Annotated in this window: 27 protein-coding genes; 14 read left to right on the plus strand and 13 right to left on the minus strand. The window is 63.1% G+C overall.

Annotation, left to right across the window (positions count from 1 at the left end; genetic code table 11):
• Positions 1–223: 223 nt before the first annotated feature.
• Both EI291_RS05010 and ccoS read left to right on the plus strand, forming a co-directional pair.
• The gene (locus EI291_RS05010) at positions 224–2689 is read left to right on the plus strand and encodes a heavy metal translocating P-type ATPase (protein WP_125418650.1); all 2466 of its coding nucleotides are present in this window, start codon (positions 224–226) and stop codon (positions 2687–2689) included.
• Positions 2690–2701: 12 nt separating this feature from the next.
• On the plus strand, positions 2702–2845 hold the full coding sequence (gene ccoS, locus EI291_RS05015) for a cbb3-type cytochrome oxidase assembly protein CcoS (RefSeq protein WP_125418652.1): 144 nt from the start codon (positions 2702–2704) through the stop codon (positions 2843–2845).
• 167 nt (positions 2846–3012) lie between these two features.
• Here ccoS and EI291_RS05020 read toward each other — a convergent pair whose 3' ends face one another.
• Complete coding sequence (locus EI291_RS05020) at positions 3013–3606, minus strand: transposase (RefSeq protein ID WP_125418654.1); 594 nt, start codon at positions 3604–3606, stop codon at positions 3013–3015.
• A 262-nt stretch (positions 3607–3868) separates the two neighbouring features.
• Here EI291_RS05020 and ccoN point away from each other — a divergent pair, with 262 nt between their 5' ends.
• From ccoN to hemF, 9 genes are all read left to right on the plus strand, one after another.
• Positions 3869–6085, plus strand: coding sequence for a cytochrome-c oxidase, cbb3-type subunit I (gene ccoN, locus EI291_RS05025; protein ID WP_125418656.1), 2217 nt, complete (start codon positions 3869–3871; stop codon positions 6083–6085).
• 176 nt (positions 6086–6261) lie between these two features.
• On the plus strand, positions 6262–6480 hold the full coding sequence (locus tag EI291_RS05030) for a hypothetical protein (protein WP_125418658.1): 219 nt from the start codon (positions 6262–6264) through the stop codon (positions 6478–6480).
• Positions 6474–6785: a hypothetical protein gene (locus tag EI291_RS05035; RefSeq protein ID WP_125418660.1), complete on the plus strand. Its 312-nt coding sequence runs from the start codon at positions 6474–6476 to the stop codon at positions 6783–6785. The genes EI291_RS05030 and EI291_RS05035 overlap by 7 nt, the downstream gene beginning before the upstream one ends.
• Positions 6782–7648, plus strand: a complete 867-nt coding sequence (locus EI291_RS05040; RefSeq protein ID WP_125418662.1) for a cbb3-type cytochrome c oxidase N-terminal domain-containing protein — start codon at positions 6782–6784, stop codon at positions 7646–7648. The genes EI291_RS05035 and EI291_RS05040 overlap by 4 nt, the downstream gene beginning before the upstream one ends.
• A gap of 224 nt (positions 7649–7872) precedes the next feature.
• Positions 7873–9282 carry a cytochrome c oxidase accessory protein CcoG gene (gene ccoG / locus EI291_RS05045; protein WP_125418664.1) on the plus strand — a complete coding sequence of 470 codons (1410 nt, stop codon included), beginning with the start codon at positions 7873–7875 and terminating at the stop codon, positions 9280–9282.
• Positions 9283–9502: 220 nt separating this feature from the next.
• Positions 9503–9982 (plus strand): FixH family protein, encoded by a 480-nt coding sequence (locus EI291_RS05050; protein ID WP_125418666.1) that lies wholly within the window; start codon positions 9503–9505, stop codon positions 9980–9982.
• A gap of 60 nt (positions 9983–10042) precedes the next feature.
• Positions 10043–10798 (plus strand): sulfite exporter TauE/SafE family protein, encoded by a 756-nt coding sequence (locus tag EI291_RS05055; RefSeq protein ID WP_240635373.1) that lies wholly within the window; start codon positions 10043–10045, stop codon positions 10796–10798.
• A 28-nt stretch (positions 10799–10826) separates the two neighbouring features.
• Positions 10827–11738: a universal stress protein gene (locus tag EI291_RS05060; RefSeq protein WP_125418668.1), complete on the plus strand. Its 912-nt coding sequence runs from the start codon at positions 10827–10829 to the stop codon at positions 11736–11738.
• 44 nt (positions 11739–11782) lie between these two features.
• A complete protein-coding gene (gene hemF / locus EI291_RS05065; protein WP_125418670.1) occupies positions 11783–12733 on the plus strand; it encodes an oxygen-dependent coproporphyrinogen oxidase in 951 nt (316 codons plus the stop codon).
• A gap of 115 nt (positions 12734–12848) precedes the next feature.
• Here the strand turns inward: hemF and EI291_RS05070 are convergent, their stop codons facing one another.
• The 5 genes from EI291_RS05070 to EI291_RS05085 all read right to left on the minus strand — a co-directional run bounded on the left by EI291_RS05070 (position 12849) and on the right by EI291_RS05085 (position 16817).
• The gene (locus EI291_RS05070) at positions 12849–13499 is read right to left on the minus strand and encodes an NAD(P)-dependent oxidoreductase (RefSeq protein ID WP_125418672.1); all 651 of its coding nucleotides are present in this window, start codon (positions 13497–13499) and stop codon (positions 12849–12851) included.
• Positions 13500–13576: 77 nt separating this feature from the next.
• Entirely contained in the window at positions 13577–14020 is a 444-nt protein-coding gene (locus EI291_RS05075; RefSeq protein ID WP_125418674.1) for an Rrf2 family transcriptional regulator, read from the minus strand.
• A 135-nt stretch (positions 14021–14155) separates the two neighbouring features.
• On the minus strand, positions 14156–14515 hold the full coding sequence (locus EI291_RS05080; protein WP_125418676.1) for an MmcQ/YjbR family DNA-binding protein: 360 nt from the start codon (positions 14513–14515) through the stop codon (positions 14156–14158).
• A 92-nt stretch (positions 14516–14607) separates the two neighbouring features.
• Entirely contained in the window at positions 14608–14781 is a 174-nt protein-coding gene (locus EI291_RS22745; RefSeq protein ID WP_170172513.1) for a DUF6728 family protein, read from the minus strand.
• 266 nt (positions 14782–15047) lie between these two features.
• On the minus strand, positions 15048–16817 hold the full coding sequence (locus tag EI291_RS05085) for an AMP-dependent synthetase/ligase (RefSeq protein ID WP_125418678.1): 1770 nt from the start codon (positions 16815–16817) through the stop codon (positions 15048–15050).
• A gap of 293 nt (positions 16818–17110) precedes the next feature.
• Here EI291_RS05085 and EI291_RS05090 point away from each other — a divergent pair, with 293 nt between their 5' ends.
• Positions 17111–17569, plus strand: a complete 459-nt coding sequence (locus EI291_RS05090) for a nuclear transport factor 2 family protein (protein WP_125418680.1) — start codon at positions 17111–17113, stop codon at positions 17567–17569.
• 154 nt (positions 17570–17723) lie between these two features.
• Here EI291_RS05090 and EI291_RS05095 read toward each other — a convergent pair whose 3' ends face one another.
• The 6 genes from EI291_RS05095 to ispG all read right to left on the minus strand — a co-directional run bounded on the left by EI291_RS05095 (position 17724) and on the right by ispG (position 22247).
• Positions 17724–18389 carry a Rossmann-fold NAD(P)-binding domain-containing protein gene (locus EI291_RS05095; RefSeq protein ID WP_125418682.1) on the minus strand — a complete coding sequence of 222 codons (666 nt, stop codon included), beginning with the start codon at positions 18387–18389 and terminating at the stop codon, positions 17724–17726.
• Between the two features lie 32 nt (positions 18390–18421).
• On the minus strand, positions 18422–18754 hold the full coding sequence (locus EI291_RS05100) for a hypothetical protein (RefSeq protein WP_125418684.1): 333 nt from the start codon (positions 18752–18754) through the stop codon (positions 18422–18424).
• A gap of 369 nt (positions 18755–19123) precedes the next feature.
• Positions 19124–19411, minus strand: coding sequence for a hypothetical protein (locus EI291_RS05105; protein ID WP_148103379.1), 288 nt, complete (start codon positions 19409–19411; stop codon positions 19124–19126).
• 18 nt (positions 19412–19429) lie between these two features.
• Positions 19430–19729 (minus strand): hypothetical protein, encoded by a 300-nt coding sequence (locus tag EI291_RS05110; RefSeq protein WP_125418688.1) that lies wholly within the window; start codon positions 19727–19729, stop codon positions 19430–19432.
• Positions 19730–19733: 4 nt separating this feature from the next.
• Positions 19734–20174 carry a WapI family immunity protein gene (locus EI291_RS05115; protein WP_125418690.1) on the minus strand — a complete coding sequence of 147 codons (441 nt, stop codon included), beginning with the start codon at positions 20172–20174 and terminating at the stop codon, positions 19734–19736.
• Between the two features lie 12 nt (positions 20175–20186).
• On the minus strand, positions 20187–22247 hold the full coding sequence (ispG, locus tag EI291_RS05120; protein ID WP_125418692.1) for a (E)-4-hydroxy-3-methylbut-2-enyl-diphosphate synthase: 2061 nt from the start codon (positions 22245–22247) through the stop codon (positions 20187–20189).
• A gap of 141 nt (positions 22248–22388) precedes the next feature.
• Between ispG and EI291_RS05125 the strand changes: the two genes are divergently transcribed.
• Both EI291_RS05125 and EI291_RS05130 read left to right on the plus strand, forming a co-directional pair.
• Entirely contained in the window at positions 22389–22877 is a 489-nt protein-coding gene (locus EI291_RS05125) for a TlpA disulfide reductase family protein (RefSeq protein ID WP_125418694.1), read from the plus strand.
• Positions 22878–22904: 27 nt separating this feature from the next.
• Positions 22905–23531 carry a thioredoxin family protein gene (locus EI291_RS05130; RefSeq protein WP_125418696.1) on the plus strand — a complete coding sequence of 209 codons (627 nt, stop codon included), beginning with the start codon at positions 22905–22907 and terminating at the stop codon, positions 23529–23531.
• 126 nt (positions 23532–23657) lie between these two features.
• On the opposite strand, the gene EI291_RS05135 is transcribed toward EI291_RS05130, so the two are convergent.
• Positions 23658–24314: an NAD(P)H-binding protein gene (locus tag EI291_RS05135; RefSeq protein ID WP_125418698.1), complete on the minus strand. Its 657-nt coding sequence runs from the start codon at positions 24312–24314 to the stop codon at positions 23658–23660.
• Positions 24315–24367 lie beyond the last annotated feature (53 nt).

Raw genomic sequence — 24367 nt, forward strand, 5'->3', positions numbered from 1 at the left:
GACGGGCGCAGCCCGTCCGACCGGTTGACTGCGTGCTGACATCGGCTCAGCGGAACCACCACGGCCCCGAACGACAACCGGTCGGACGGCTGCGCCGTCGGACCGGAGGACGGCCCTGGCGTGGGCCGCAGCTGAAAGGTATCAGCCGGCGGGGCTGATTTTGGTCAGGGGCCGGGGCGGGCGGGGGCCGGAGCTTTGGGGTCGAATCAGCCCGCTTCTCCCCGTGCCTATCCTTGCCCCTGCTCCCGCGCCCGTTCAAGTGGCCTGCGCCCACTGCGGCGACGCCTGCCCCACCGAGCCCATCCGCCTGCCCGCCCGGCCCGAGCTGGCGTTCTGCTGCCAAGGCTGCCGGGCCGTGTACGAGCTGCTGGACCAGAGCAACCTGTGCACCTACTACCGCCTCGACGATAAGCCCGGTCAGAAAATCAAGGAAGTAGAGCTGCCCGGCCGCTTCGACTACCTCGACGCCGACTCGGTGCAGCAGCAGCTGCTGGCGTTCCGCTCCGATACGCTAGCCCGGCTCACGTTCAGCATTCCGCAGATGCACTGCGCCTCCTGCATCTGGCTGCTCGAAAACCTGTTCCGCCTCAACCCCGGCGTCACGGCCTCGCGCGTCAACTTTCTGCGCAAGGAGCTTACCGTCAGCTACAATCCCGGAGCTACCAGTCTGAACGACGTGGTGAAGCTGCTGGCGGCCATCGGCTACGAGCCGCAGATTACCCTAGCCGACCTGGGCGCGCAGCCCCACCCCGCCAACCGCCGCCTCACCTACCAGCTGGGGCTGGCAGCCTTTGCGTTCGGCAACGTGATGCTGCTGGCCTTCCCCGAGTATTTCTCTTTCACCGAACAGCTCCAGGCCTCGTTTGGGCGGTTTTTTGGGGTGCTGAGCATTGTGCTGAGCCTGCCGGTGCTGCTGGTGAGTGCCCGCGACTTTTACCGCTCGGCCTGGCAGGGGCTGCGCCAGCGCTACATCAACCTCGATTTCCCCATTAGCCTGGGCCTCAGTGCCCTGTTTCTCACCAGCCTCTACGACATCCTCACCCACCGCGGGCCGGGCTACCTCGACTCGTTTACCGGGCTGGTGTTTTTCATGCTGATTGGCAAATGGGTGCAGCAGCGCACCTACGACGCCCTGCGCTTCGACCGGGACTTCACCTCCTACTTCCCGGTGGCCGTCACGCGGCTGCTGCCCGGTGGCGGGGAGGATTCGGTGCCGGTGCGGGAGCTGCGGCCGGGCCAGCGCATCCGGGTGCGCCACCAGGAAATTGTGCCGGCCGATGCCGTGCTGCTGCGGGGCCAGGGCCAGATTGACTACAGCTTCGTGACGGGCGAAAGTGCGCCCGTGGCCCGCGCCAGCGGCGAAACCGTGTACGCCGGCGGCCGGCAAACCGGCGAGGCCGTGGAGCTGGAAGTGGTGCGCGAAGTGTCGCAGGGCTACCTCACCCAGCTCTGGAACAACCCCGCCTTCAAGAAGGAGGAAAAGGCCTCGCTGGAGACCTACGCCAACAAAGTGGGCCGCTACTTTGTGGCCGTCACGCTGCTGCTGGCCGCGGGGGCAGTTACGTACTGGCACCTGCAGGGCCAGCCGGCCATGGCCCTGCGGGCCTTCACCTCGGTGCTGGTTATTGCCTGCCCGTGCGCGTTGTCGTTGGCTACGCCGTTTGCGTTGGGCGCGGCGCTGCGGGTGCTGGGCCGCCGCCGGTTCTACCTCAAAAACCCCGGCGTGGTAGAAACCCTGGGTCGGGCCGATACCATCGTGTTCGACAAAACCGGCACGCTCACCGACGTGCAGCAGTCGGCCGTGGAATACCAGGGCCCGCCCCTGCGGCCCGACCAGCTGGCCGCCGTAGCGGCCGTGGTGGGGCACTCTACCCACCCGCTCAGTCAGCGCCTGGCGGCCGAGCTGCCCGCCACCTCGCTGGCCGTGCAGCACTTCCGGGAAGTGCCGGGCCAGGGGCTGGCGGGTATCGTGGCGGGCCGGGCAGTGCGCGTGGGCTCAGCGGCGTTTGTGGCGAGTGAGACTCCGACCGGCTCCGCACCAGCGGCAGACGATGCCACAGGCCTGGCCGCCGCCACCGATGGCCGCCAGAGCCGGGTGTACGTGCGGGTGGACGGGGTGCAGGGCTGCTTTCTGCTGCGCAACGTGTACCGGGAAGGCCTGCGCCCGGTGCTGGCCGAGCTGGGCCGGCACTACCACCTAGCCGTGCTTTCGGGCGACAACGACACCGAACAGGACCTGCTGCGGGAGCTGTTTGGCCCCGCCGCCGAGCTGCACTTCCGCCAGTCGCCCCAGCAGAAGCTCGACTACGTGGCCCACCTGCGACGGCGGGGCCGCACCGTGGTGATGGTGGGCGACGGCCTGAACGACGCCGGGGCCCTGCAGCAGGCCGACGCCGGCGTGGCCCTCACCGACACGCTCACCAACTTCTCCCCCGCCTGCGACGCCATTCTCGACGCCAGCAGCTTCGGCCAGCTGGCCACGTTCCTGCAGTTCTCCCGCGACAGTCTGCAGGTGGTGCTGGCCACGTTTGTGCTGTCGTTCTGCTACAACGGCATCGGGCTGGGGCTGGCCGTACAGGGCCGCTTCACGCCCATCGTATCGGCCATTCTGATGCCCATCAGCTCCCTGAGTGTGATGACGTTTGCCACCCTGCTGGTGCGCTACGCCGCCCGCCGGCGCCGCCTCTAACCCTGCCCGCCCATGAACATCATTTTTCTGCTGATTGGCATCAGCCTCTCGGTGGCCCTCACCTTCCTGGGGGCCTTTCTCTGGGCCGTGCGCTCGGGCCAGTACGAAGACGACTACACCCCTTCCGTGCGCATGCTGTTCGACGACGAGGACTAACCCCGGTCCGGTCCGACCAGTTGACTTCGTGCTGACATCCGGGCCACCTGCCCGGTCCGACGCCGGAGGCGTCCGACCGGGCAGCTGCGTGCTGACGTCTGCCTGGTGCCACAACAGGCGACGCGGGTGGCAACCGGTCAGACGGCTGCGCCGTCGGACCGGGGCGGTTACAGCCAGCCGGCTACGTGCTCAACCGGAATTGCCCGGACCGATTCCTGCCGGAATAGCTCCGGCGTAGGTGGCACCGCCAGCAGCTGGTGGGCCATTTCCTGGTTACAGAGGGTGCCGCTACGCAGCCCGGCATAGTCGCGGTAGGAGGAATACGGCCACTGCTCCAACGATGCGGCCAACCGAGCCCGCACCGGGTTCTGATGGATATAATGGAAGCAGGTACCGGGATAAGTACCCGACGCATCCGTCAGCCGGATGGCTTTGGTTTTAGCCTGAAAGAGCGCCCCGGTGCGGTCCAGCTGCTTATTTAGTCCTTGGGTGTAACTACTCAGCGCTACGGCAATACCGCGCGTCAGAAGTTGCCGGTTGCTGCTGGGCGTATCCAGGAGCCGGCAGCCATTGAGGGTAGTGTACAACAGCAGGTGGAAATGATTGGGCATGAGGCAGTACGCCAGCAACTGGCACTGCGGCCGGATATGCTGCCGCACTTTGCGCAGGAAATGCAGATAGTGCTCGGGGGTAAAGAAAACCTGCTGCCGGTTGTTGCCCCGATTATACACGTGGTATAGTTGCTCAGCCTCGAAATACATGAGCTTAAGCTACTGAAAAACAAGAGCGTTACTACACGTCGTCCGTCGTCCGGTCCGACGGCGCAGCCGTCCGACCGGTTACCGCCCGCACCGTTTGCCGGGGGGCCAGGCAGGCATCAGCACGCAGCTAACCGGTCGGACGGCTGCGCCGTCGGACCGGAGCCGCCTGACATCAATCAACCGGCGCACCTGACGTTTGTCATCCTGCCGGAAAGCGCTTCCCGGGACCTTTGGAGCAGTAATTCACCTCCTCCTGAAGGCTATGCAAGCTGAAGCTCTTGTACCCGCGGCGGCCCCGCACCCGCCCGCCACCTCCCGCACTCCCCCGCCGGCGGTCGACACGTTTTTCTACGACAACAAAATCGTCCGCGACTTTGGCGTGGCCACGGTGGTCTGGGGCATCATTGGGATGCTGGTGGGCGTGCTGGCCGCGTTTCAGCTGGCCCGGCCCGAGCTGAACCTGGGCACGGCCTACACCACCTTCGGGCGCATCCGGCCGCTGCACACCAACGCCGTCATTTTCGCCTTCGTGGGCAACGGCATTTTCATGGGCGTGTACTACTCGCTGCAGCGGCTGTGCAAGGCCCGGATGTTCTCCAACGTCCTCAGCAAACTTCACTTCTGGGGCTGGCAGCTGGTGATTTTCTCGGCCGTGGCCACGCTGCCGCTGGGCATCACCACCAGCAAGGAGTACGCCGAGCTGGAGTGGCCCATCGACATCCTGATTACCCTGGTGTGGGTGATGTTCGGCTGGAATATGTTCGGCACCATTGCCCGGCGGCGCGAGCGGCACCTGTACGTGGGCATCTGGTTCTACATTGCCACCCTGCTCACGGTGGCCGTGCTGCACATCGTCAACTCCATGGAGCTGCCGGTGAGCTTCCTGAAAAGCTACTCGCTGTACGCCGGCGTGCAGGATGCTCTGGTGCAGTGGTGGTACGGCCACAACGCGGTGGCTTTCTTCCTGACCACGCCCTACCTGGGCCTGATGTACTACTTCCTGCCCAAGGCCGCCGAGCGCCCGGTGTATTCCTACCGCCTCAGCATCATTCACTTCTGGTCGCTGATTTTCATTTATATCTGGGCCGGGCCGCACCACCTGCTCTACACCGCTTTACCCGACTGGGCCCAGAGCCTGGGCGTGGTGTTCTCGGTGATGCTGATTGCCCCCAGCTGGGGCGGCATGATCAACGGCCTGCTCACGCTGCGCGGGGCCTGGGATAAGGTGCGCGAGGAGCCGGTGCTCAAGTTTATGGTGGTGGCCGTGACGGCCTACGGCATGGCCACTTTCGAGGGCCCGATGCTGAGCCTGAAGAACGTGAATGCCATTGCCCACTTCACCGACTGGATTGTGGCCCACGTGCACGTGGGGGCTCTGGGCTGGAACGGTTTCCTCACCTTCGCCATCCTGTACTGGCTGTGGCCCCGCCTCTACCGCACGCCTCTGTACTCCAAGCGCCTGGCCAACGTGCACTTCTGGCTGGGCACCCTGGGCATCCTGTTTTACGCCTTGCCCATGTACTGGGCCGGCTTCACCCAGGGCCTGATGTGGAAGCAGTTCAACAACGAGGGCATGCTGCAATACAGCAACTTCCTCGAAACCGTGCTGCAGATTGTACCCATGTACTACCTGCGCGGCCTGGGCGGCCTGCTGTACCTGAGCGGCGTGTTCTGCATGGTGTACAACCTGGTGAAAACGGCCAGCGCCGGCGCCCTGCTCCGCAACGAGAAAGCCCAGGCCCCGGCCCTGCAACCGGCCACCCTGGCCAGCGAGCAGCACGGCGGCCACTGGCACCGCTGGATTGAGCGCCGCCCCGTGCAGCTGAGCGTAGCCGCCACCGTGGCCATCCTCATCGGGGGGGCCGTGGAGATGATTCCGACGTTTCTGGTGAAAAGCAACGTGCCCACCATTGCCTCGGTGAAGCCCTACACGGCGCTGGAGCTGCAGGGCCGCGACCTGTACATCCGGGAGGGCTGCTCCAACTGCCACAGCCAGATGGTGCGCCCCTTCCGCTCCGAAACCGAACGCTACGGCGAGTACAGCAAAGCTGGTGAGTACGTGTACGACCGGCCCTTCTTGTGGGGCAGCAAGCGTACCGGCCCCGATTTGCACCGCGTGGGCCAGAAGTATCCCCACTCCTGGCACTACAACCACATGCTGGACCCCACCAGTATGTCGCCGGGTTCCATTATGCCGCCTTACCCCTGGCTGTTTGAGCAGGACATCGACTACAAGATTCTGCCCGCCAAAATCAAGGCCCTGCGCCACCTGGGCACCCCCTACGCCCCGGACTACGACCAGGTGGCCGTGGACGACGCCCGCCGCCAGGCCCAGGGCATTACGGCCGAGCTGAAAAAGGAGGAAATCGACGTGATGCCCGACAAGGAAATCGTGGCCCTCATTGCCTACCTCCAGCGCCTGGGCACCGACATCAAGGTGAAGCCCGAGCAAGCCCCGGCCACCGCCGCCGCCCAGTAGCCCTGCCCGGTCCGACGCCGCAGGCGTCCGACCGGTTGCCGCCCGCGCCATCTGCGCCGCTCGCCCCGCCCGCGCTGCCGGATAACACCCTCAGCACGAAGCCAACCGGTCAGACGCCTGCACCGTCGGACCGGGGCCGGCGGCCCGGTTCTCATGTCTTTACCTCCTCATTTCCCATGGAAAAGCAAGTGCTGCAATCCATTGCCGGCATCGAAATCTACCCGCTGATTTCCCTGGCCATTTTCCTGGCCTTCTTCCTGGGGCTGCTGGTGTTTGTGCTGCTCACCAGCCGCCAGCACCTGCAGGCCATGAGCCACCTGCCCCTGCACCCGGGCCCCGATACCACGCCCGACGAAACGCTCCAGTATCACCTTAACCACGACGTACTATGCTAACCCAGCGCCCCCTCCTGCTGACTGCTCTGGCCCTGCTGAGCGGCTTTGCGGCCACCGCCCAACCCACCGCCCCGGCCGGCCCCGGCCCCACCGATATTCTGAGCTGGATTGCCGGTGCCCTGGCCGTGCTGGTAGTGATTATGGGCCTGATGACCGGCCTCTCGGTGGCCGCTACGGCCGGCGCGGCCCTGGCCGATGCCCCGGCCGCGGAGCCCGCCGCCGTGCCGGCCCCGGTAGCTGCCCCGGCCCCGGCTGAGGTGGCCGCCCCGGCAGCCGTATTCACCCCCGAACCGGTTGCGGCATGAGCAAGGTATCCCGTATGCTGATGCCCGGGCTGGGGTTGGCGCTGCTGAGCATCGCCCCGGCCCTGGGCCAGGCGGCGGCCCCCGCCCCGGCGGCCCAAGCGGCGCTGCCCGCCCTGTTCTGGGTGCTGGCGGGCGTGCTGGGGGCAGTGCTGCTGGTGTTCCTGACGCTGTTTGTGGCCGTGCTGGCCCTGATGCGGCCCCAGCTGCGCCGCCTCTACGAGCTGCCCTCGGTGCGCCGCTCCTGGAGCGGCCAGGTGCTGGGCCTGCTGGTGGGCGATGCCGTGCTGGTGCGCGGCGAAGTGCGCGACGAGATGCTGGACCACGACTACGACGGCATCCACGAGTTCGACAACGACCTGCCGCCGTGGTGGAAGTACGGCTTCTACGTGACCATCGTGTTTGGCTTGGTGTACCTGGCCTACTACCACGTGGCGCAGGCCGGCCAGCTCAGCCACGCCGAGTACGAAACCGAAATGCAGCAGGCCGCCCTACTGGTTTCGGCCGACGACCCCAACCAGCTCACCACCTACGAGCCCCTCACGGCCGCCGCCGACCTCGCCAGCGGCAAAACCCTGTTTGCCACCAACTGCGCGCCCTGCCACGGCCCGAATGCCGAGGGCAAGGTGGGACCCAACCTCACCGACGAGTACTGGCTGCACGGCGGCGAAGTAAACCACCTCTATAAAACCATCAAGTTTGGGGTGCAGGGCAAGGGCATGGTGGCCTGGAAGGGCAAGCTCTCGGGCAAGCAGATTCTGCAGGTGAGCTCCTACATCCTCAGCCTGCAAGGCTCCAAACCCGCCGGTGCCAAGGAGCCCCAGGGCCAGAAGGAAGCGGCCAGCAAGCCGGTAGCCAAGCTCTAGCGGTCCGGTCCGACGCCGGAGGCGTCCGACCGGTTTCTGCCCGCACCGCTCGACCGATGGCCCGGCTCCAACGGCCTGGTCCGACGCCGGAGGCGTGCGACCAGGCCGTTGGAGCCGGGCCATCTGCGCTGCTCGGCCAGCTTGCGCTGCCGGGTAACAACCTCAGCACGAAGCCAACCGGTCGGACGCCTCCGGCGTCGGACCGGACCGTTGCCTTACTTACCATGCCTGCTACTCCCTACACCCCCGACGATTCGTACCGGGACTCCATTGCCACCATTGATGCCGCCGGGCACCGGGTGTGGCTGTACCCCAAAAAGCCGCAGGGGCCGCTGTACCGGTGGCGGTCCTGGCTGAGCTACGGGTTGCTGGCCCTGCTGTTTGCCGGCCCCTGGCTGCGCCTGCACGGGCTGCCGGTGCTGCTGCTGAACCTGCCGGCCCGCCGCTTCATCATCTTCGGGCAGATTTTCTGGCCCCAGGATTTCTTTATCCTGCTGCTGGCCATGCTTACCTTCGTGCTGTTCATCATCCTGTTCACGGTGGTGTACGGGCGGGTGTTCTGCGGCTGGGTGTGCCCCCAAACCATCTTCCTGGAAATGGTATTCCGCCGCATCGAGTACTGGCTGGAAGGCGACGGACCCCAGCAGAAAGCCCTCGACCGGCGGCCCCTCGACTGGGACAAGCTCTGGCGCAAAACCACCAAGCACGCGCTGTTCGTGGGCATTTCCTTTCTGATTGCCAATACCTTCCTGGCCTACATCATTGGCTCGGAGGAGCTGGTGCGCATCATCACCGACGCGCCGGGCCGGCACCTGGGCGGGCTGGCGGCCATGACGCTGTTCACGGGCGTGTTTTACGCCGTGTTTGCCCGGTTTCGGGAGCAGGTGTGCACCATTGCCTGCCCCTACGGCCGCCTGCAGGGGGTATTGTTGGATAAGAACAGCCTGGTAGTGGCCTACGATTACCAGCGCGGCGAGCCCCGCGAGAAACGGCGCAAAAACCAGGTGCGCACCGCCGGCGACTGCATCGACTGCAACCAGTGCGTGCAGGTGTGCCCCACCGGTATTGATATCCGCAACGGGGCCACCCAGCTGGAGTGCACCAACTGCACGGCCTGTATTGATGCCTGCAACAACATTATGGCCCTGCTGGAGCAGCCGCCGGGCCTGATCCGGCACGCCTCGGTGCAGGCCATTGCCGAGGGTTCCCGCTTCCGCCTCACGGGCCGGGTGAAGGCCTACTCGGGGGTGCTGCTGGTGCTGGTGGCCGTGCTGACGGGCCTGCTGGCCTCGCGCGCCAACGTGCAGGCCACCGTGCTGCGCACCCCGGGCCAGCTGTACCAGAAAACAACCCACGGCACCATCACCAACCTCTACAACATCTCCGTCATCAACAAAACCAACGCGCCTTACCCGCTTACGCTCCGGGTGCTGGAGCCCGCCCAGGGCCGCGTTTCGCTGGTGGGCGGCCGGGTGCTGCAGCTGCCGGCCCAGGGCATTGTGGAGGGCGTATTCTTTGCCGAGCTGCCCCGTACGGCCCTGCACCGCACCAACCAGCCCCTGCGCCTGGGCCTCTACAGCGGCAACCAGCTCATTGCCGAAACCCGCACCAAGTTCCTCGGCCCCGTGCAGTAACCAGTTCTACGGAAACGCCCGCCCCGGTCCGACGCCAAAGGCGTCCGACCGGTTGCCGCCCGCGCCACATGCCCGGTCTATCGGAGTTGCACCCCAAACGTCAGCACATAGCCAACCGGGCCGCCTGCAATGTGCCGGCCACCCGGGCGTCAGCACGCAGCCAACCGGTCGGACGGCTGCGCCGTCGGACCGGCCCTTTCACTTCATTTCTATTATCCGCATGAACCCTACGACATCCTCGGCCCCTCAGCGGGCGCGCTGGCCCTATGCCATTGTGGCGGCGTTTGGGCTGTTTGCCGGCTTTATCGGCTACCTCGTGCAGCAGGCCATGCGCACCAGCGTGGAGCTCGTCAGCCCGGATTATTACCAGCAGGAGCTGGCCTATCAGCAGCGGATGGAGTCGGTGGCCCGCACGGCGGCCTTGCCGGGGCCGGTGCAGCTCACGCTGGAGCCGGCGCGCCAGCAACTGGTGCTGCGCCTGCCGGCGGCCGTGGCCGGCGCGGCGGTGCGGGGCCGCGTGCAGTTTTTCCGGCCCTCCAATCAGCAGCTGGATTTCAGTATGCCGTTGCAGCCCGATGCCTCCCGGGAGCAGCGCATCAGTACGGCCCGGATGCAGCCGGGTTTCTGGCGGGTACGGTTCACGTTCACGGCGGGCGGGCAGGCGTATTTCGTGGAGAGGAATATCACCCTGGGCAGCTGATTTTCGTCATGTAGTCCGCCCATTCGGGGTGCGTACTTGCCGGCCTAATCAGGTAGCGTTTTGCTTGTTTTTCCGATGCTCTGGGCCGGCTTTGTATTTGGGTTGCTGGGTAGCTTCCACTGCGTGGGCATGTGCGGGGCCATTGCCCTGGCCCTGCCCGGCCAGCCCGGCTCCCCGGCCGACCGGGGCCGCTGGCCGTTTCTGCGGGGGCGGCTGCTCTACCACGCCGGGCGCATCAGCACCTACGCGGGGCTGGGCGCGCTGGCCGGGCTGGCCGGCCACGGCCTGCGCCTGGCGGGTTGGCAGCAAAGCCTGTCCATTGCCTCGGGCCTGCTGATTCTGCTGCTGATAGCCGCCCCGGCGCGCTACTCTGGCCGGCTGGCCGACGCCCTGGGCCTGGCGGCCCTGCTGCGCTGGGTGCAGGCCACGCTGGCCGACCTGTTCCGGCGGCCTTCCGGCGCCGCCCTCTACGGCACCGGGCTGCTCAACGGGCTGCTGCCCTGCGGCCTGGTGTACCTGGCCCTGGCCGGCGCCCTTAGTGCCCCTGGCGTGCTGGGTGCCGCCGCTTACATGGCCTGTTTCGGGCTGGGCACGCTGCCGTTGCTGCTCTCCCTCTCGCTCACCGGCCGACTGGTGCCGGTGGCCTGGCGCAGCCGGCTGCGCCGGGTGGTGCCCTACGCGGCCACGACGCTGGCCCTGCTGTTTGTGGTGCGCGGGCTGGGCCTGGGCATTCCGTACCTGAGCCCCCGTTTGCAGCCCCTGGCCGGCGCTCCGGCCCCGGCGCACTTGCCGCGCACCGTGCATTACTGCCGCTAATTTTCCGCTTCGTCCATTTTCCTGCTGCATGAAAACCCTTCTTGTTCCGATTGACCCCGCCACCGCCGAGCACACGCTGGCCTACGCCAACAAACTGGCCGTGCGCTGGCCCGCCGAAATCGTGCTGCTGTACTGCCCGGACGATACCGCCACCGACCAGCCGCCCCTCGCCGCGGCCGCCCACGAGCAGCGCCTGCGCACCCTGGCCGAGCGCCTGCGCTACCAGCAGCTCACCCGCCAGGATGGCCGCCGCATCCGGTACCACTACCGCGTGCTGGCCGGCTCGCTGCCCCAGCACTTGGCCGCCGAAGTAACCCGCTGCGCCGCCGACCTGGTGGTGCTGGGCCTGCCTCCCACCGACGCGCGCCACCCTCGTCTGCCGGGCCTCGAGGCGGCCACCATCACCTCAGTGGTGCCCTGCCCGGTGCTGGTGGTGCCCCCGGGCCGCCGCCCCCTGCCCAACCGCTTGGCCTTCATGGCCGATTTCGCCTCCCTGGGCCTGCACGTGCTCCCGCGCCTCTCGGCCCTGCAGGCCGCCTTCCCGGCCCCGCTCGATTTGCTGCAGTTCTACGCCCCGGCGCAGCGCCCCCAGCGGCGGGCCCTCAAGCAGGCCCTTACCCGGGCCGCGAGCCAGCTCACCTGGCCGGCCGTCGCCACCCACCTGCTCGAGGACGATGCCCCGCTGGAAGGCAGCAGCGAGTTCTGCGCCCGCACCCAGGCCCAACTGCTCATCATCTCGCCCACCAGCACGGCCCAGCTGTTGGCCTATTTCGACCACTGCTACACGACCACCCGCGCCTACCACACCCAGATTCCGGTGCTGGTGCTGCGGGCCCCGGAGTACTCGGCCTCCACGGCCTGCTGCGCCCGGTGCGCCGAGCGCCTGGCCCAGCCAGCTCCCCGCTTGCGTCCCGATTACCACGCCGTGCACTGGGGCTGATGCCCGGCCGCCACTCCTTTTGTCAAGCTTATTTTTCCCCGACTATGGAACCCTCCGACGTTTTCGCCACCACCCCCACCCGCCGCCGCGTGGAGCACTGGATGCGGCAGTTTCAGGATTGGCTGTGCCAGCAGCTCGAATCGGCCGACGGGCCGGGCCGCTTTCAGGAAGATGCCTGGCAGCACCACAGCGGCGGCGGGGGCCGCACCCGGGTGCTGCAGCAGGGCCGGGTGCTCGAAAAAGGCGGGGTGGCGTTTTCGGCCGTGTGGGGTGAGATGGAGGCCCGGGCCGCCCGGCAGCTGCTCATGCCCAACCCCAACTACTTCGCCACCGGCGTATCGGTGGTGCAGCACCCGCGCAGCCCCCTGGTGCCCATTTCGCACATGAACGTGCGCTACTTCGAGGCCGGCAACGGCGAGGCCTGGTTTGGCGGCGGCCTCGACCTGACCCCCATTTACGTGGACGTGGAGCAGGCCCGCTGGTTTCACGAGCAGATTGCCGAGGTGTGCGACCAGTTCGACGCCAGCTACTACCCGCGCTTTAAGCAGTGGGCCGACGAGTACTTCTTCCTGCCCCACCGCCAGGAAACCCGCGGCGTGGGCGGCATCTTCTTTGATCGGCTCACCGTGGGCCCAGATGGTAATTTCGAAGACCTGTTTGCCTTTGTGCAGGCCGTGGGCGAGGTGTACGGCCGCTCCTACTCGGCCATCATGCGCCACAACGCCGACCTCCCGTACACCGAGCAACAAAAACAGTGGCAGCTCATCCGGCGCGGCCGCTACGCCGAGTTCAACCTGGCCATCGACCGGGGCACACGCTTCGGGCTGGAAACCGGGGGGCGCACCGAGAGCATCCTCATGAGCCTGCCCCCCCAGTGCGAGTGGCACTACAACCTGCAGCCCACCCCCGGCTCGCCCGAGGCCGACACCCTGCAATGGCTGCGCAAGGACGTGGACTGGGTTTCAGTTGATGTTCCCGCCGCCGTGGCCATATAGCGTTAGACTGTTCCTAAACGTTAAGGCCCGGTGTGGGGCGTAGTTACTCAACTACGCCCCACACCGGGCCTCGGTGCTCGCAGGATGCTGCCGCTGGCGCCTCCTGAGTTGATGGCTAATAGGCTGCCGTAAAGCGCTGGCGGCTGTGTTTGGGCTGTTCCGCTTCGTCCAGAATTACGAGGGCCAGATCCTCACCCGACAGGATGCTGCGGCCCTCCTCATTGAATACCGGGCTTTCGGTGCCGAGACGGTAGTGGCCGGTGCGGCCGGTGCTGATGCCGGGGTGCATTTCGATGGCCGGGCTGACAAACGTCCAGTCAAGCGACTCGTTCTTTTTCAGATCGTTCAGGTAGTCGCGGGCGGCAGTGGCACCGGGTTTAATGTCCTGCGGGAAATCGGGGCCGTCTACCAGTTGCTGGCCGTTGATGTACAGGCTGCCGGCACCGCCAATGGCAATCAGGCGCTTCACCCCCGATTTCTCGGTGGCCGCCTCAATGTCGCGGGAGCCCTGCAGGAAGTCGTGGTAGAGGTTGGGGTTGGTCCAGCCGGCATTAAACGAGTTGATAACCACATCGTGGCCGGCCAGCTGCTGCGCTAGCTCATCCACCTTGTTGGCGTCGCCGGTTACCACGGTCAGGTTCTGGTGCTGAGTGGTGAGTTTGGCGGGGTCGCGCACAATGGCCGTTACCTGATGGCCACGGTTGAGGGCTTCGGTCAGCAGTTTCGAGCCAACGAAACCGGTGGCACCAATGAGGGCAATTTTCATGAGAATGAAGGGTATGAGGTGAAGTAAACTACAAACCTGCTGTAACCACCATTGTTACAATCAGGCACAAAAAAAATTTAACTCGTTTCCGGGCCCCTGGCCAGAATATCGGTGGTTACCTGCGCCAGTGTGGTGCCGGCCAGCACCTGCTCCAGGGCCGTTTGGGCGCGCTGCAGCGTAGTATCCAGCGCCGACTGAATGTGGCGGCCGACCAGGCAGGCCGGGTTGGGCTTGTCGTGCACGCTGAACAGCTGGCCTTCCTCTACCACTTCCACGGCGCGGTACACCTCCAGCAGCGAAACAGCCTGGGGCAAGCGAGTGAGAAAAGTGCCTCCCGAAGCCGGCCGTACTTCCACCAGCCCGGCCTTTTTCAGCTGCCCCAGCAGCCGCCGAATCACCACCGGATTGGTATTTACGCTGCCCGCCATGCGCTCCGAGGTCAGCAGCTCGTCGCCGGGCTGCTGCAAAGCCAGCAGGGAAAGCACGTGTACGGCAACGGAAAAGCGGCTACTGATTTGCATGGTAACGGGAAAACCGGGAAACGGCGAACCGCTTTGACCCGCTTGGTTATGACAAAGGTAGCATTGTAACCATTGATGTTACAATGCTGTTTAAAAAATAAAGCGGCCGGAGCCGCTTTTTATTGGAAGCCCACGTTACTGCTCCGCTTCGGTTAGCTCCTCCCGCAGTTTTTTCGGCAGCGAAGCCCGCACCAAGTCGTAGGAATGGTCTATCAGCTCGCGCAGCTGACTACCAGGAATGCCCGTGCCCACCAGCACAGTGTTCCAGTGTTTCTTGTTCATATGGTAGCCGGGCAGCACGTACTCGTGTTGCTCGCGCAGCTCCACGGCGCGCTCCGGGTCACACTTCAGGTTAATACTGCCGAACGTGTCGATATCCGTGAGGGCAAACACTTTGCCCCCTACTTTAAATACCAGCGTTTCGGGCCCGAAAGGTGTTTCTTCAGTTACGCCCGCCTTCAGCAGGCAGTAGTCGCGGAAGTCTTCGATGTTCATATGCGTGATCAGCCGTTGCTGCTTGTTAGTTGTCGGTTGTTAGCTGCTGGCGCGTGGTTTCTGACAACCAACAACTACCAACTGACAACTAATTACCGGATAAACCAGCGGTACAGCAGTACCAGAAACCCGACCAGGAACATGGCCATGCTCAGCTTATTGATGAAGTGCATGGTCCGCAGGTTGAAGTTGGAGTGGCGGTTAGGATCTTTTTTGCGGAAAAAATACCCGAACACGGGGCCGAGATTAAACAGGTCTTTGCGCATAAGAAAAGGAAAATCAGGTTTGCCAAGATAACACCCGGCGCGCGGAAAAGATTTACCCGCGGGCCATAAACAGGTAGTGCGTAGTGTCGAGACGCAAGGAATCGGGTTTCGTCGTGGAACGGGCGTCTCCGGCTACTTTAACAGCAGAACATCATAGAAAGACAGTCATGCTGAGCCTGCCGAAGCATGACTGTCTTTCGGGGTCGTCCGAATAGCTTCAACGTCAGCAACGACAAGACGCAACATGGTGCGTCTCTACGACCTGGCTAGCCCCGAAACAGGTTCTCGATGCGCTGTTGGTTGTTCTGGCTGATAATTTTGCGGCGCACTTTGAGCGTGGGGGTCAGCTCGCCTGATTCCACGCTCCAGAGGGCGGGCAGCAGCTCGATTTTCTTGATCTGCTCCCACTGGGCGAAGGCGGCGTTGGTTTGCTGCACCAGCTGCTCGTAGAGCTGGCGCACCTGGGCATGGGCGGCCAGGGCGGCGTCGGAGAGGTCGGCGGGGAGCTGGTGCTGCCGGGCCCAGGCGCGCAGCTCGGCGAAGGCGGGCACCAGCAGGGCGGCGGCGTACTTCTCTCCCTCGCCCAGCACCATCACCTGCTCCACCAGCGGCGACTCCGACAGCTTCGACTCCAGCGGCTGCGGGGCCACGTACTTGCCGTTGGAGGTTTTGAACATCTCCTTTTTGCGGTCCGTAATGCGGAGGAAGCGGCCCTGCACCAGCTCGCCAATGTCGCCGGTGTGCAGCCAGCCCTCCGTGTCGATGACTTCGGCCGTGAGGTCGGGGCGGTTGTAGTAGCCCTGCATCACCGAAGGGGACCGGGTCAGGATTTCACCGTCGGCAGCAATTTTCACTTCCACGCCCGGCAGCACCGGCCCCACGGCCCCGATGAGGTTGCTCTCGGGCACGGGCTGGCTGGCGGCAATAACGGGCGAAGTTTCCGTCATGCCGTAGCCTTCCATCACCCGGATGCCGGCCGCCCAGAACACCCGCGCCAGCCGCGGCTGCAAGGCCCCGCCCCCGCTCACGATGTAGCGCACCTCCCCGCCCATAGCCTCGCGCCACTTGCTGAACACCAGCTTATTGGCCAAGGCCAGCTGGGCGTTGTACCACGCGCCCTGGTCTTTCTGGGTGTCGTAGCGCAGCCCCAGGTCGAGGGCCCAGAAGAACAGCTTGCGCTTAACGCCGGTGAGTTGCTGGCCGGTGGCCACAATCTTGTCGTAGATTTTTTCGAGCAGGCGGGGCACCGTGGTGAACACGTGGGGCTGCACCTCGCGCAGGTTGTCGGCAATGCGCTCCACGCTTTCGGCGTAGTAGATACTGAAGCCCAACTGCAGGTACAGAAACGTGGCCGTGCGCTCGAAAATGTGGCTCAAGGGCAAAAAGCTGAGGGTTTTGTGACCCGGAGTCAGCGGCAGGTAGCTCAGCAGGTTCTGGCAGTTGAACAGGATGTTGCGGTGGCTGAGCATCACGCCCTTGGGCCGGCCGGTGGTGCCCGAGGTGTAGATGAGCGTGAGCAGGTCGTCGGGCTGCACGGCGGCTTTCAGGGGTTCCAGCGCGGCCACGTCGGCGGCCGCTCCCATGGCCAGCAGGTCGGCAAAGGAGCGATGGCCGGGCGTGGGCTCGAAGGTGAGAATGTGCTCGGGGCCGTGCGGCAGCCCGGCCACGACCTCCTGCACCCGAGCCAGCAGCTTCTCGCCTTCCACCAGCACCACGCGCACGCCGGCATCCTGGAAAATGTGGCGGTAGTCCTCCACCGTGATGGTGGGGTACATAGGCACGCTCACGGCCCCCAGCTGGGCAATGCCCATATCGGCCACTACCCACTCGGGGCGGTTGGGGCAGATGATGGCCACTTTATCGGCGGCCCGCACGCCCAGGGCGCGCAGGCCCAGGCTGGCGTGGTTGCTCATTTCCTGCACTTTGGCGGCACTCAGCGGCTGCCACTGGTCGTCCTTTTTTGCTACCAGGCAGTCGGCCTCGGGGGTGGTGTGGGCCAGATGAGCTAGGAGGTCGAAGGTGCGGGAAAACGTCATGAGAAAAGCACGGAAAAAGCTGCCGCAACTGCGGCAATCCGCAAAAATAGGCCGCTTCCGGGTGGCAATGGCGGCACGTCATAATTTTATCAAGCCGCGGGCTGCCGGGCGGTGTAAAGACGCAATATTTTGCGTCTCTTCGTTGAACGAATGGCGTTGCGCTTACTGAACAACATCAGCAACGACGAGACGCAAAATATTGCGTCTCTACACCGCCCGGCTACTCGCAAGAGTCTGCGGCACCCCTCCCCGGCTTTCCGTTACCTTGTGCGTTTTACCCAGCTGCCCACTTTATGAAGCCTCTGCTCCTGCTGCCGCTGCTGCTCACCGCTTCGGCCATCTTCGCCCAGACTAAGCCGGCCGCCGAAACCGAGGCCGTGCAGCAAACCATCCGCCGCTTCTTCGAGGGCATGCGCCGCGGCGACAGTGCCGCCGTCCGCGCCACGCTGGCCCCGGGGGCCGTATTCCACACCCTCACCACCAAAAACGGCCAGACGCAGCTGCGCCCCGAAAACCCCTCCGACTTTGTGAAAGCCGTGGGCACGCCGCACCCGGAGGTGTGGGATGAGCGCATCACGTTCGAAAAAGTACTCATCGACGCCAACCTGGCCAGCGTCTGGACGCCCTACCAGTTCTACCGGGGCAGCACCTTCAGCCACTGCGGCTACAACTCGTTTCAACTGGTGAAGCTGGCTGAGGGCTGGCGCATCGCCCACATCATCGATACGCGGCGCAAGGAGAAGTGTAAGTAGCGCAGTCATGCCCCGGTCCGACGCCGGAGGCGTCCGACCGGTTGCCGCGTGCTGACGGGTTTGCGTGGTTGTGCGGCCGTCATAGTTCCATAGGCGCAAACTTCAACCGGTCGGACGCCTCCGGCGTCGGACCGGGTCCAGTGATATACGGTCTCTACCCTTTCGCCGCCGCCACGATGTCGGGTACTTCCAGGATGGGTTTGGGGTAGCCGCGCTGGGCTACGTGCAGCATAGCCTGGCCCAGCTCCTGCAGCGTGGAGGCGAATTTGGGGGCCACGCCGCGCAGCACAGGGTACAGCCAGCCGAAGTACTTGTAATACGACAGCACGTGCCGCTGGCCGGGGGTGGCGCGCAGGAAACCGGGGCGAAACATGAACGCCTGCCGGAAACCCAGCTGCCGCAGCTCGTTTTCAGTTTCGCCCTTCACGCGGGCCCACATCTGGCGGCTGCGCAGCGTATCGTCGGTGCCGGCGCCCGAGACGTAGCAGAACGTGAGGTCGGGGCCGTTGTAGGCCAGCAGGGTGCGGGCGAAGTGCAGGGTCAGGTCGTAGGTGAGGCGACGGTACTCCGGCTCCTGCATTCCCACCGACGATACGCCCAGGCAGAAAAAGCAGGCGTTGTAACCCCGGAGTTGATCGGCAATGGGCGTGAGGTTCTGGAAATCTTCGTGCAGCAGCTCCCGCAGCTTGGGGTGCTGGTGCCCGCTGGGCCGCCGGCTGATGCTGAGCACCTGCTCCACATCGGAGTTATGCAAACACTCCAGCAGCACCCCTTCCCCCACCATACCGGTCGTGCCGGTGAGTATCACGCGTAGTTTCATGCAGGTAAGGACGGATGAGCGGCACGGATGTTTTAGGCATCAGGAAATAGCCTACTCATTTGCTGAAAACCTATTCCGCAGACATTAGCATCAACCTCATCAAAACCTTCTACATCGGTAATATCTATTCCTCCTTGGGCAACGATTTCACCTACTATTGGCGAAACAGCCTTCAACTCGAGGGCCGCTAGTCCTTTCCAGTCGAGTGTCTCTATATGTGCTCGAAAAAAGGCTTGAAAGCTAGCAAAATAGGCGGCTGTTGGCTTCAAAGTACCACCTATTACTCCCATCGAAGCATCTACCACTTTGGCTTCGATAGTCCCGAGAAGAGTTGAGCCAGCAAACAGTTGAATTTGAGATTTCATTGCAGAGACAGAAAATTGCATTTTAGACAATCTATCCTCAAAGGAGCCAGATGGTCGATGGACAGATTGACGGTGAATCCAGAGGTACCATATACAACTGGCCGCTTTCTACATTGAAACTCATCTACTCGAAAGCTCAAGCTTTTGCGCTGCTCTTCCCGAAGTATAGAATCTATTGTGGTCTGTACTTTTTGCAGCACCTGCACGCTGCTGCCCGCAATACCAGAAACCACGAGTTTCGCCCACTTCCTATTGCCACTCTCCGATTTTCGCCAGATAGTCACCTCCAGACGGCACCTTGAGTTATCGAACAGGAAACTATCCACGACGGCATCATGCAGGGAGACAGGCCAGCCAGACATCATCTCGTTATGCATCCTGCGCGGTCTTGATGATAGTAAGCAGCATAAAACGCCCCGAAACTGAGAGCGTGTCACACCAAACCTGAATACAACCGTGTATTGCTACCGGATTATCAACTTCATCCTCTGAAAGTAGCTGCTGCATCCGGGCTTTTATCTTTTTGCCTATTCGGGGTATAACTGCTGTATCTAAGGTAGTAGCCCATTCCCTGATAGCGGCACTTTCGTTTTTGGCCGTTACCTGCGCGATATACGCCCCGCCCTCAAAATCCATCACTATTGTGTAAAGGCCCATACGAACGTGCTTTGTTGGTCAATCACCTTCCGCCAGCAAGCCACAATGCGCCTGCGCTGCCTGTTGAAGAAGTGCCATAAACGCAGCCCGCGTGCCTGGGCTCACGGCCGCTGCAGGCAACTGACGCAGTTGCTGTTGCTTGCGGATAACCAACTCGTTACCCCAGCGAAACTTACCATAGTAATCAAGCCACGATTCAATAATTCCGGCGGCTTGCAGTTCGATAAACGCTTCGTATTCAATGCCGCCAATACGTTCCAGCATTAAACCCTTGCTTGAAATATTCTGGCTGTCGGGAATCAAGTAAAAATCCAGCATGGCTTTATTTGACGCCTTCCATACCACCGTATTTCTGAACAATTTTCTGCATCTCCATCAACGTGCTTTGGATGTAGCTCTGGTCAGTGATGATAGTAAAAATCAGCTTGTTGTTCGAATCGATGAATTCTGAAAAAACGCCTTCCAGAATAAGCTGTCCAGCAGGTGTGTATTGAGCTGTGAATTCTAACTGATGTTCATACGACTCAAAACGCACTGTTCCCTTCACCGACTCATTACAGACTCGGAGCTGTTGGTACAGTTCATATAGCTCGCCGGTGGAGGTCCACAAAGTCGAGTTTACGGAGAAGCCGCCCACCTGTATGTAGATGCCCGCACGGACATCGTAGCCACCCCAGTGCGACGTGTCATCCGGAAAGCCCAATACCTCAACTAACCTTATGGTGAGGAATGAATCTTTCCCTGCAATGGTAAACTCTTCCATGTTTGCGAGTAACTACCCCACCACTGGCTCTTCCAGCAGCTCTTTTTCCAGCCAGCGGCCGTCTTCGCGCATGAGTTCGATGAGCTCGTCCACGGCGCGTTCTTCGGGGACGGATTTCTTGATGACTTCCTGGCCGCGGTAGAGGGCAATTTTGCCTTTGCCCACGCCCACGTAGCCATAGTCGGCGTCGGCCATTTCGCCGGGGCCGTTCACGATGCAGCCCATGATGCCGATTTTGACGCCCTTCAGGTGGTCGGTGCGCTTGCGGATCATGGCGGTGGTTTCCTGCAGATCGAACAGGGTACGGCCGCAGCTGGGGCAGCTGATGTACTCGGTTTTGCTCATGCGGGTGCGGGCCGCCTGCAGGATACCGAACCCGAGCTGGTTGAGCTGGTCCAGCGTGGTGAGCCACTCCTCCTTCGGGCGCTCGGGCAGCAGCTCGGTGCTCAGCAGCACGCCGTCGCCGAGGCCGTCGAGGAGCAGGCCGCCCACGTCGGTGGCGGCGTAGAGCTGGGTTTGCTCGGGGCTCAGGGCCGGGTACTGGCGCTGGATGATGACGGGGTTGGGCACGCCGTTGTTCAGCAGCTCGAAGAACGCCCGGCGGATTTCGGGCATGGCGTGGGCGTTGTCGGTGCGCAGCAGCAGCACGGCGGTGGCATCGGCGCGCAGCAGCGGCAGGGCGGCGGGCGTGAGCGAGGCCAGGGTGTGGCGCACGAAATTCAGCTCGGGGTGGCGCGGACCGGCCGCGGCGTACTCCTCGGCCGTGAGCAGCGGGTAGTGGTCGGGGCGCTGGCCGGCGTCGAGCCAGGCGGTGTAGTCCACCACTTCCTTCAGACCGTTGGGCAGCATGAACGGGATGGGCCGCTGGCCCGCGTACACGTAGTCGGCCCCCAGGTCGTTCATCTGAAACTTATCCAGGAAAGCCGAATACAGATGCCCCACGGCGCGCAGATCGGCGTATTCCAGGCCGGGCAACCGCGAGAGGTCGGCCATGACGCGCGGCACGTTCTGCCCGCCCAGGTTCAGCACCTCCCGCGTTACGCGGCGGTGGTACTGGAAAGGGTCGATGGGAATAGTAGTTGTTAGTTGTTGGTTGTCAGTTGTCAGTTCGTTTGGAGCGTCATTCTCACTGACAACTGACAACGAAGAACTAACAACTGGAGGAATAGGCTGGGCTTCCTGGGCGCGGTTGGTGTACCGGTCAATCAAGGCCTTGGCTACGGGGGCTTCGGCTTCGGGGGCTTCGGTGAGGCTCACGCGCACGGTGTCGCCCAGGCCGTCTTCGAGCAGCGTGCCGATGCCCACGGCCGACTTGATGCGGCCGTCTTCGGCCTCGCCGGCTTCCGTTACGCCCAAGTGCAGCGGGTAGGGCTGCAGGCCCTCTTCGTCGAGCTTCTGCACCAGCAGGCGGTAGGCCTGCACCATCACCTGGGTGTTGCTGGCCTTCATGCTCAGCACCACGTCGTAGTAGTTTTCCTCCTCGCAGAGGCGCAGAAATTCCAGCGCCGACTCCACCATGCCCAGCGGCGTATCACCATACCGGCTCAGAATCCGGTCCGAGAGGGAGCCGTGGTTGGTGCCGATGCGCATGGCCGTGCCGTACTGCTTGCAGATCTGGACCAGCGGGCGGAACCGCTCCCGAATGCGCTCCACCTCGGCGGCGTAGCTGCTGTCGGTGTAATCAATAACGTCAAACTTCTTCTTATCGGCGTAGTTGCCGGGGTTCACGCGCACTTTCTCCACGATGCGGGCGGCCAGCTCGGCGGCGTTGGGCGTGAAGTGGATGTCGGCAATGAGGGGCACAGTGCAGCCGCGTTTGCGCAGCTCCTTCTTGATTTCGAGCAGGTTTTGGGCCTCCTTCACGCTGGGGGCCGTGATGCGCACGTATTCGCAGCCGGCTTCCACCATGCGCAGCGTCTGCTCCACCGAGCCCAGCGTGTCCATAGTGTCCACGGTGGTCATGCTCTGCACCCGGATGGGGTTGAGCCCGCCCATCGGCAGGTCGCCGATTTTCACTTCACGGGAGAGACGGCGCTTATATTCGGTGAGGCTGGGGCAATATAGTTTGTTCATAACCCGGTTGGGAGGCGTTTTTCTCAGGGAATAACAAAGGTACGCAAGGTTTGTACTCGGAGGCTGAGCAGAACTATGGTCCTGCTTCGCAACTTCCGGTGGACTTCCGCTGTCTTTCCGGCAGATCCCTTTCCTTTTACCATGAATAAACTGAAATTCATTGCCCTGCTGGCCGGGCTGCTGCTCACGGCCACGGCCCACGCCCAGCAGGTGCAGGTGATTAAGCTGCCGGAGCTGCAGAAGCGCCTCTCCCGCCCCACCGACACCACCTACGTAGTGAACTTCTGGGCCACCTGGTGCGGCCCCTGCGTGAAAGAGCTGCCCCACTTCGATAAGCTAACCACCACCTACAAAAACCAGAAAGTGAAAGTGCTGCTGGTAAGCATGGACTACGCCTCGCAGCTGGATAAGAAGGTGATGCCCTTCGTGGCAAAAAATGCTCTCAAATCGGAGGTAATGCTGCTCAACGAAACCGACCCCAACCTCTACCTGGCCAAAATTGACCCCAAGTGGACCGGCTCTTTGCCCTTCACGCTGCTGCTCAATAATGCCCGCCACAAGCGCCAGACGTTTGAGCAGGAGTTTACAGCCGAGGAGCTGCAGAAGCAGCTGCAGGCGTTTATGAAGTAACCCGTTTTCACCCTCATCTTCACTTCCATGAAAAAGCTTCTTCCTTTCCTGGCCTCCCTTCTGGTGCTGGTCCTCAGCAGCTTCATCATGCTCCGTCCCGTGGCCGATGCCGGTTATCAGGTAGGTGACAAAGCCGCCGACTTCAAGCTGAAAAACGTGGATGGCAAACTGGTGTCCCTGGCCGATAACAAGGCCGCCAAGGGGTACATTGTGGTGTTTACCTGCAACACCTGCCCCTACGCCAAGGCCTATGAGCAGCGCATCATTGACCTGAATACCAAATACGCCCCGCAGGGCTTCCCCGTGGTGGCCATCAACCCCAATGACCCCGCCACTGTGCCCGGCGACTCATTCGCGGAGATGCAGAAGCGGGCCCGGGAAAAGAAGTACGCCTTCCCCTACCTCCAGGACGAAACCCAGCAGGTGGCGCACCAGTACGGCGCTACCCGCACGCCCCACCTCTACGTGCTTACCCGCCAGGGCGCTGACTTCGTGGTGAGCTACATCGGGGCCATTGATGACAACTCGGAGGATGCCAAGCTGGTAAAAACCAAGTATCTGGAAAACGCCATGACCGAACTGGTAGCCGGCAAAACCGCTTCCGTCAGCTCCACCAAAGCCATCGGCTGCACCATTAAGTGGAAGAAGTCTTAGTGCTTAGTGCTTAGTGCTTAGTGCTTAGTGCTTAGTGCGGTACTGAAATTTGAAGAAAAGAGGCCGTTTCCTATATCAGGAAACGGCCTCTTTTGTGTTTTTTTGATCCAGGAGAGCTGGCGGTTTTTATTTCTCGCCAGCGCGGGTAAACACGCCTTCCAGCGTATCGGTCTGCACGCCCGGTGTTTCATCCAGAGCGGCCTGAATCATGGCGCGGGCCACGGTGCGGCCATGGATGGGCCGATACTGATGCAGTATGGGCAGTGCCCCGGCTACTGTGGCCAGCAGGATGCCCACCTTTTCGCCCAGCCGTGCCTCCTGCCGGTTTCCGGCCAGAATGCCGGGCTGCAGCAGCCGAATCCGCTGGAACGGAAGCCGCTTCACGTCGCGCTCCAACTCGCCCTTCATGCGGCTGTAAAATACCAGTGCCTCTGCATCGGCCCCGGCCGAGGAGACCAGCACGTAGGTGGGCACCCCATTTTCGGCGGCGGCTTTGGCGGCCTGGTATTGGTAGGTGTAATCGACGCGGTACTGGTTTTGCTGGCTGCCCGCCTGCAGCAGGGTAGTGCCCAGGGAGGAAAACAGCACGTCGCCGGTGAGCAGGTGGCTCCAGTCGCGGGGCTGGTCGAAATCGACCACATGCTCCTCCAGCTTGGGATTCTGGTAGCCGGTGGGCCGACGGGTGAAAACTTTCAGGTGCGTAAACCGGTCATCGAGCAGCAATTGACCGAGCAGATAGTTACCTACCAATCCGGTGGCGCCCACTAAGAGTGCTGTGTACATAGCAAAAGGGTAAGGAAAAAGGAAAGGAACGGTGGACCGGGCCGCCGGCCAAA

The organism is Hymenobacter rigui, from assembly GCF_003944715.1.
Classification (GTDB): Bacteria; Bacteroidota; Bacteroidia; order Cytophagales; family Hymenobacteraceae; genus Hymenobacter; species Hymenobacter rigui.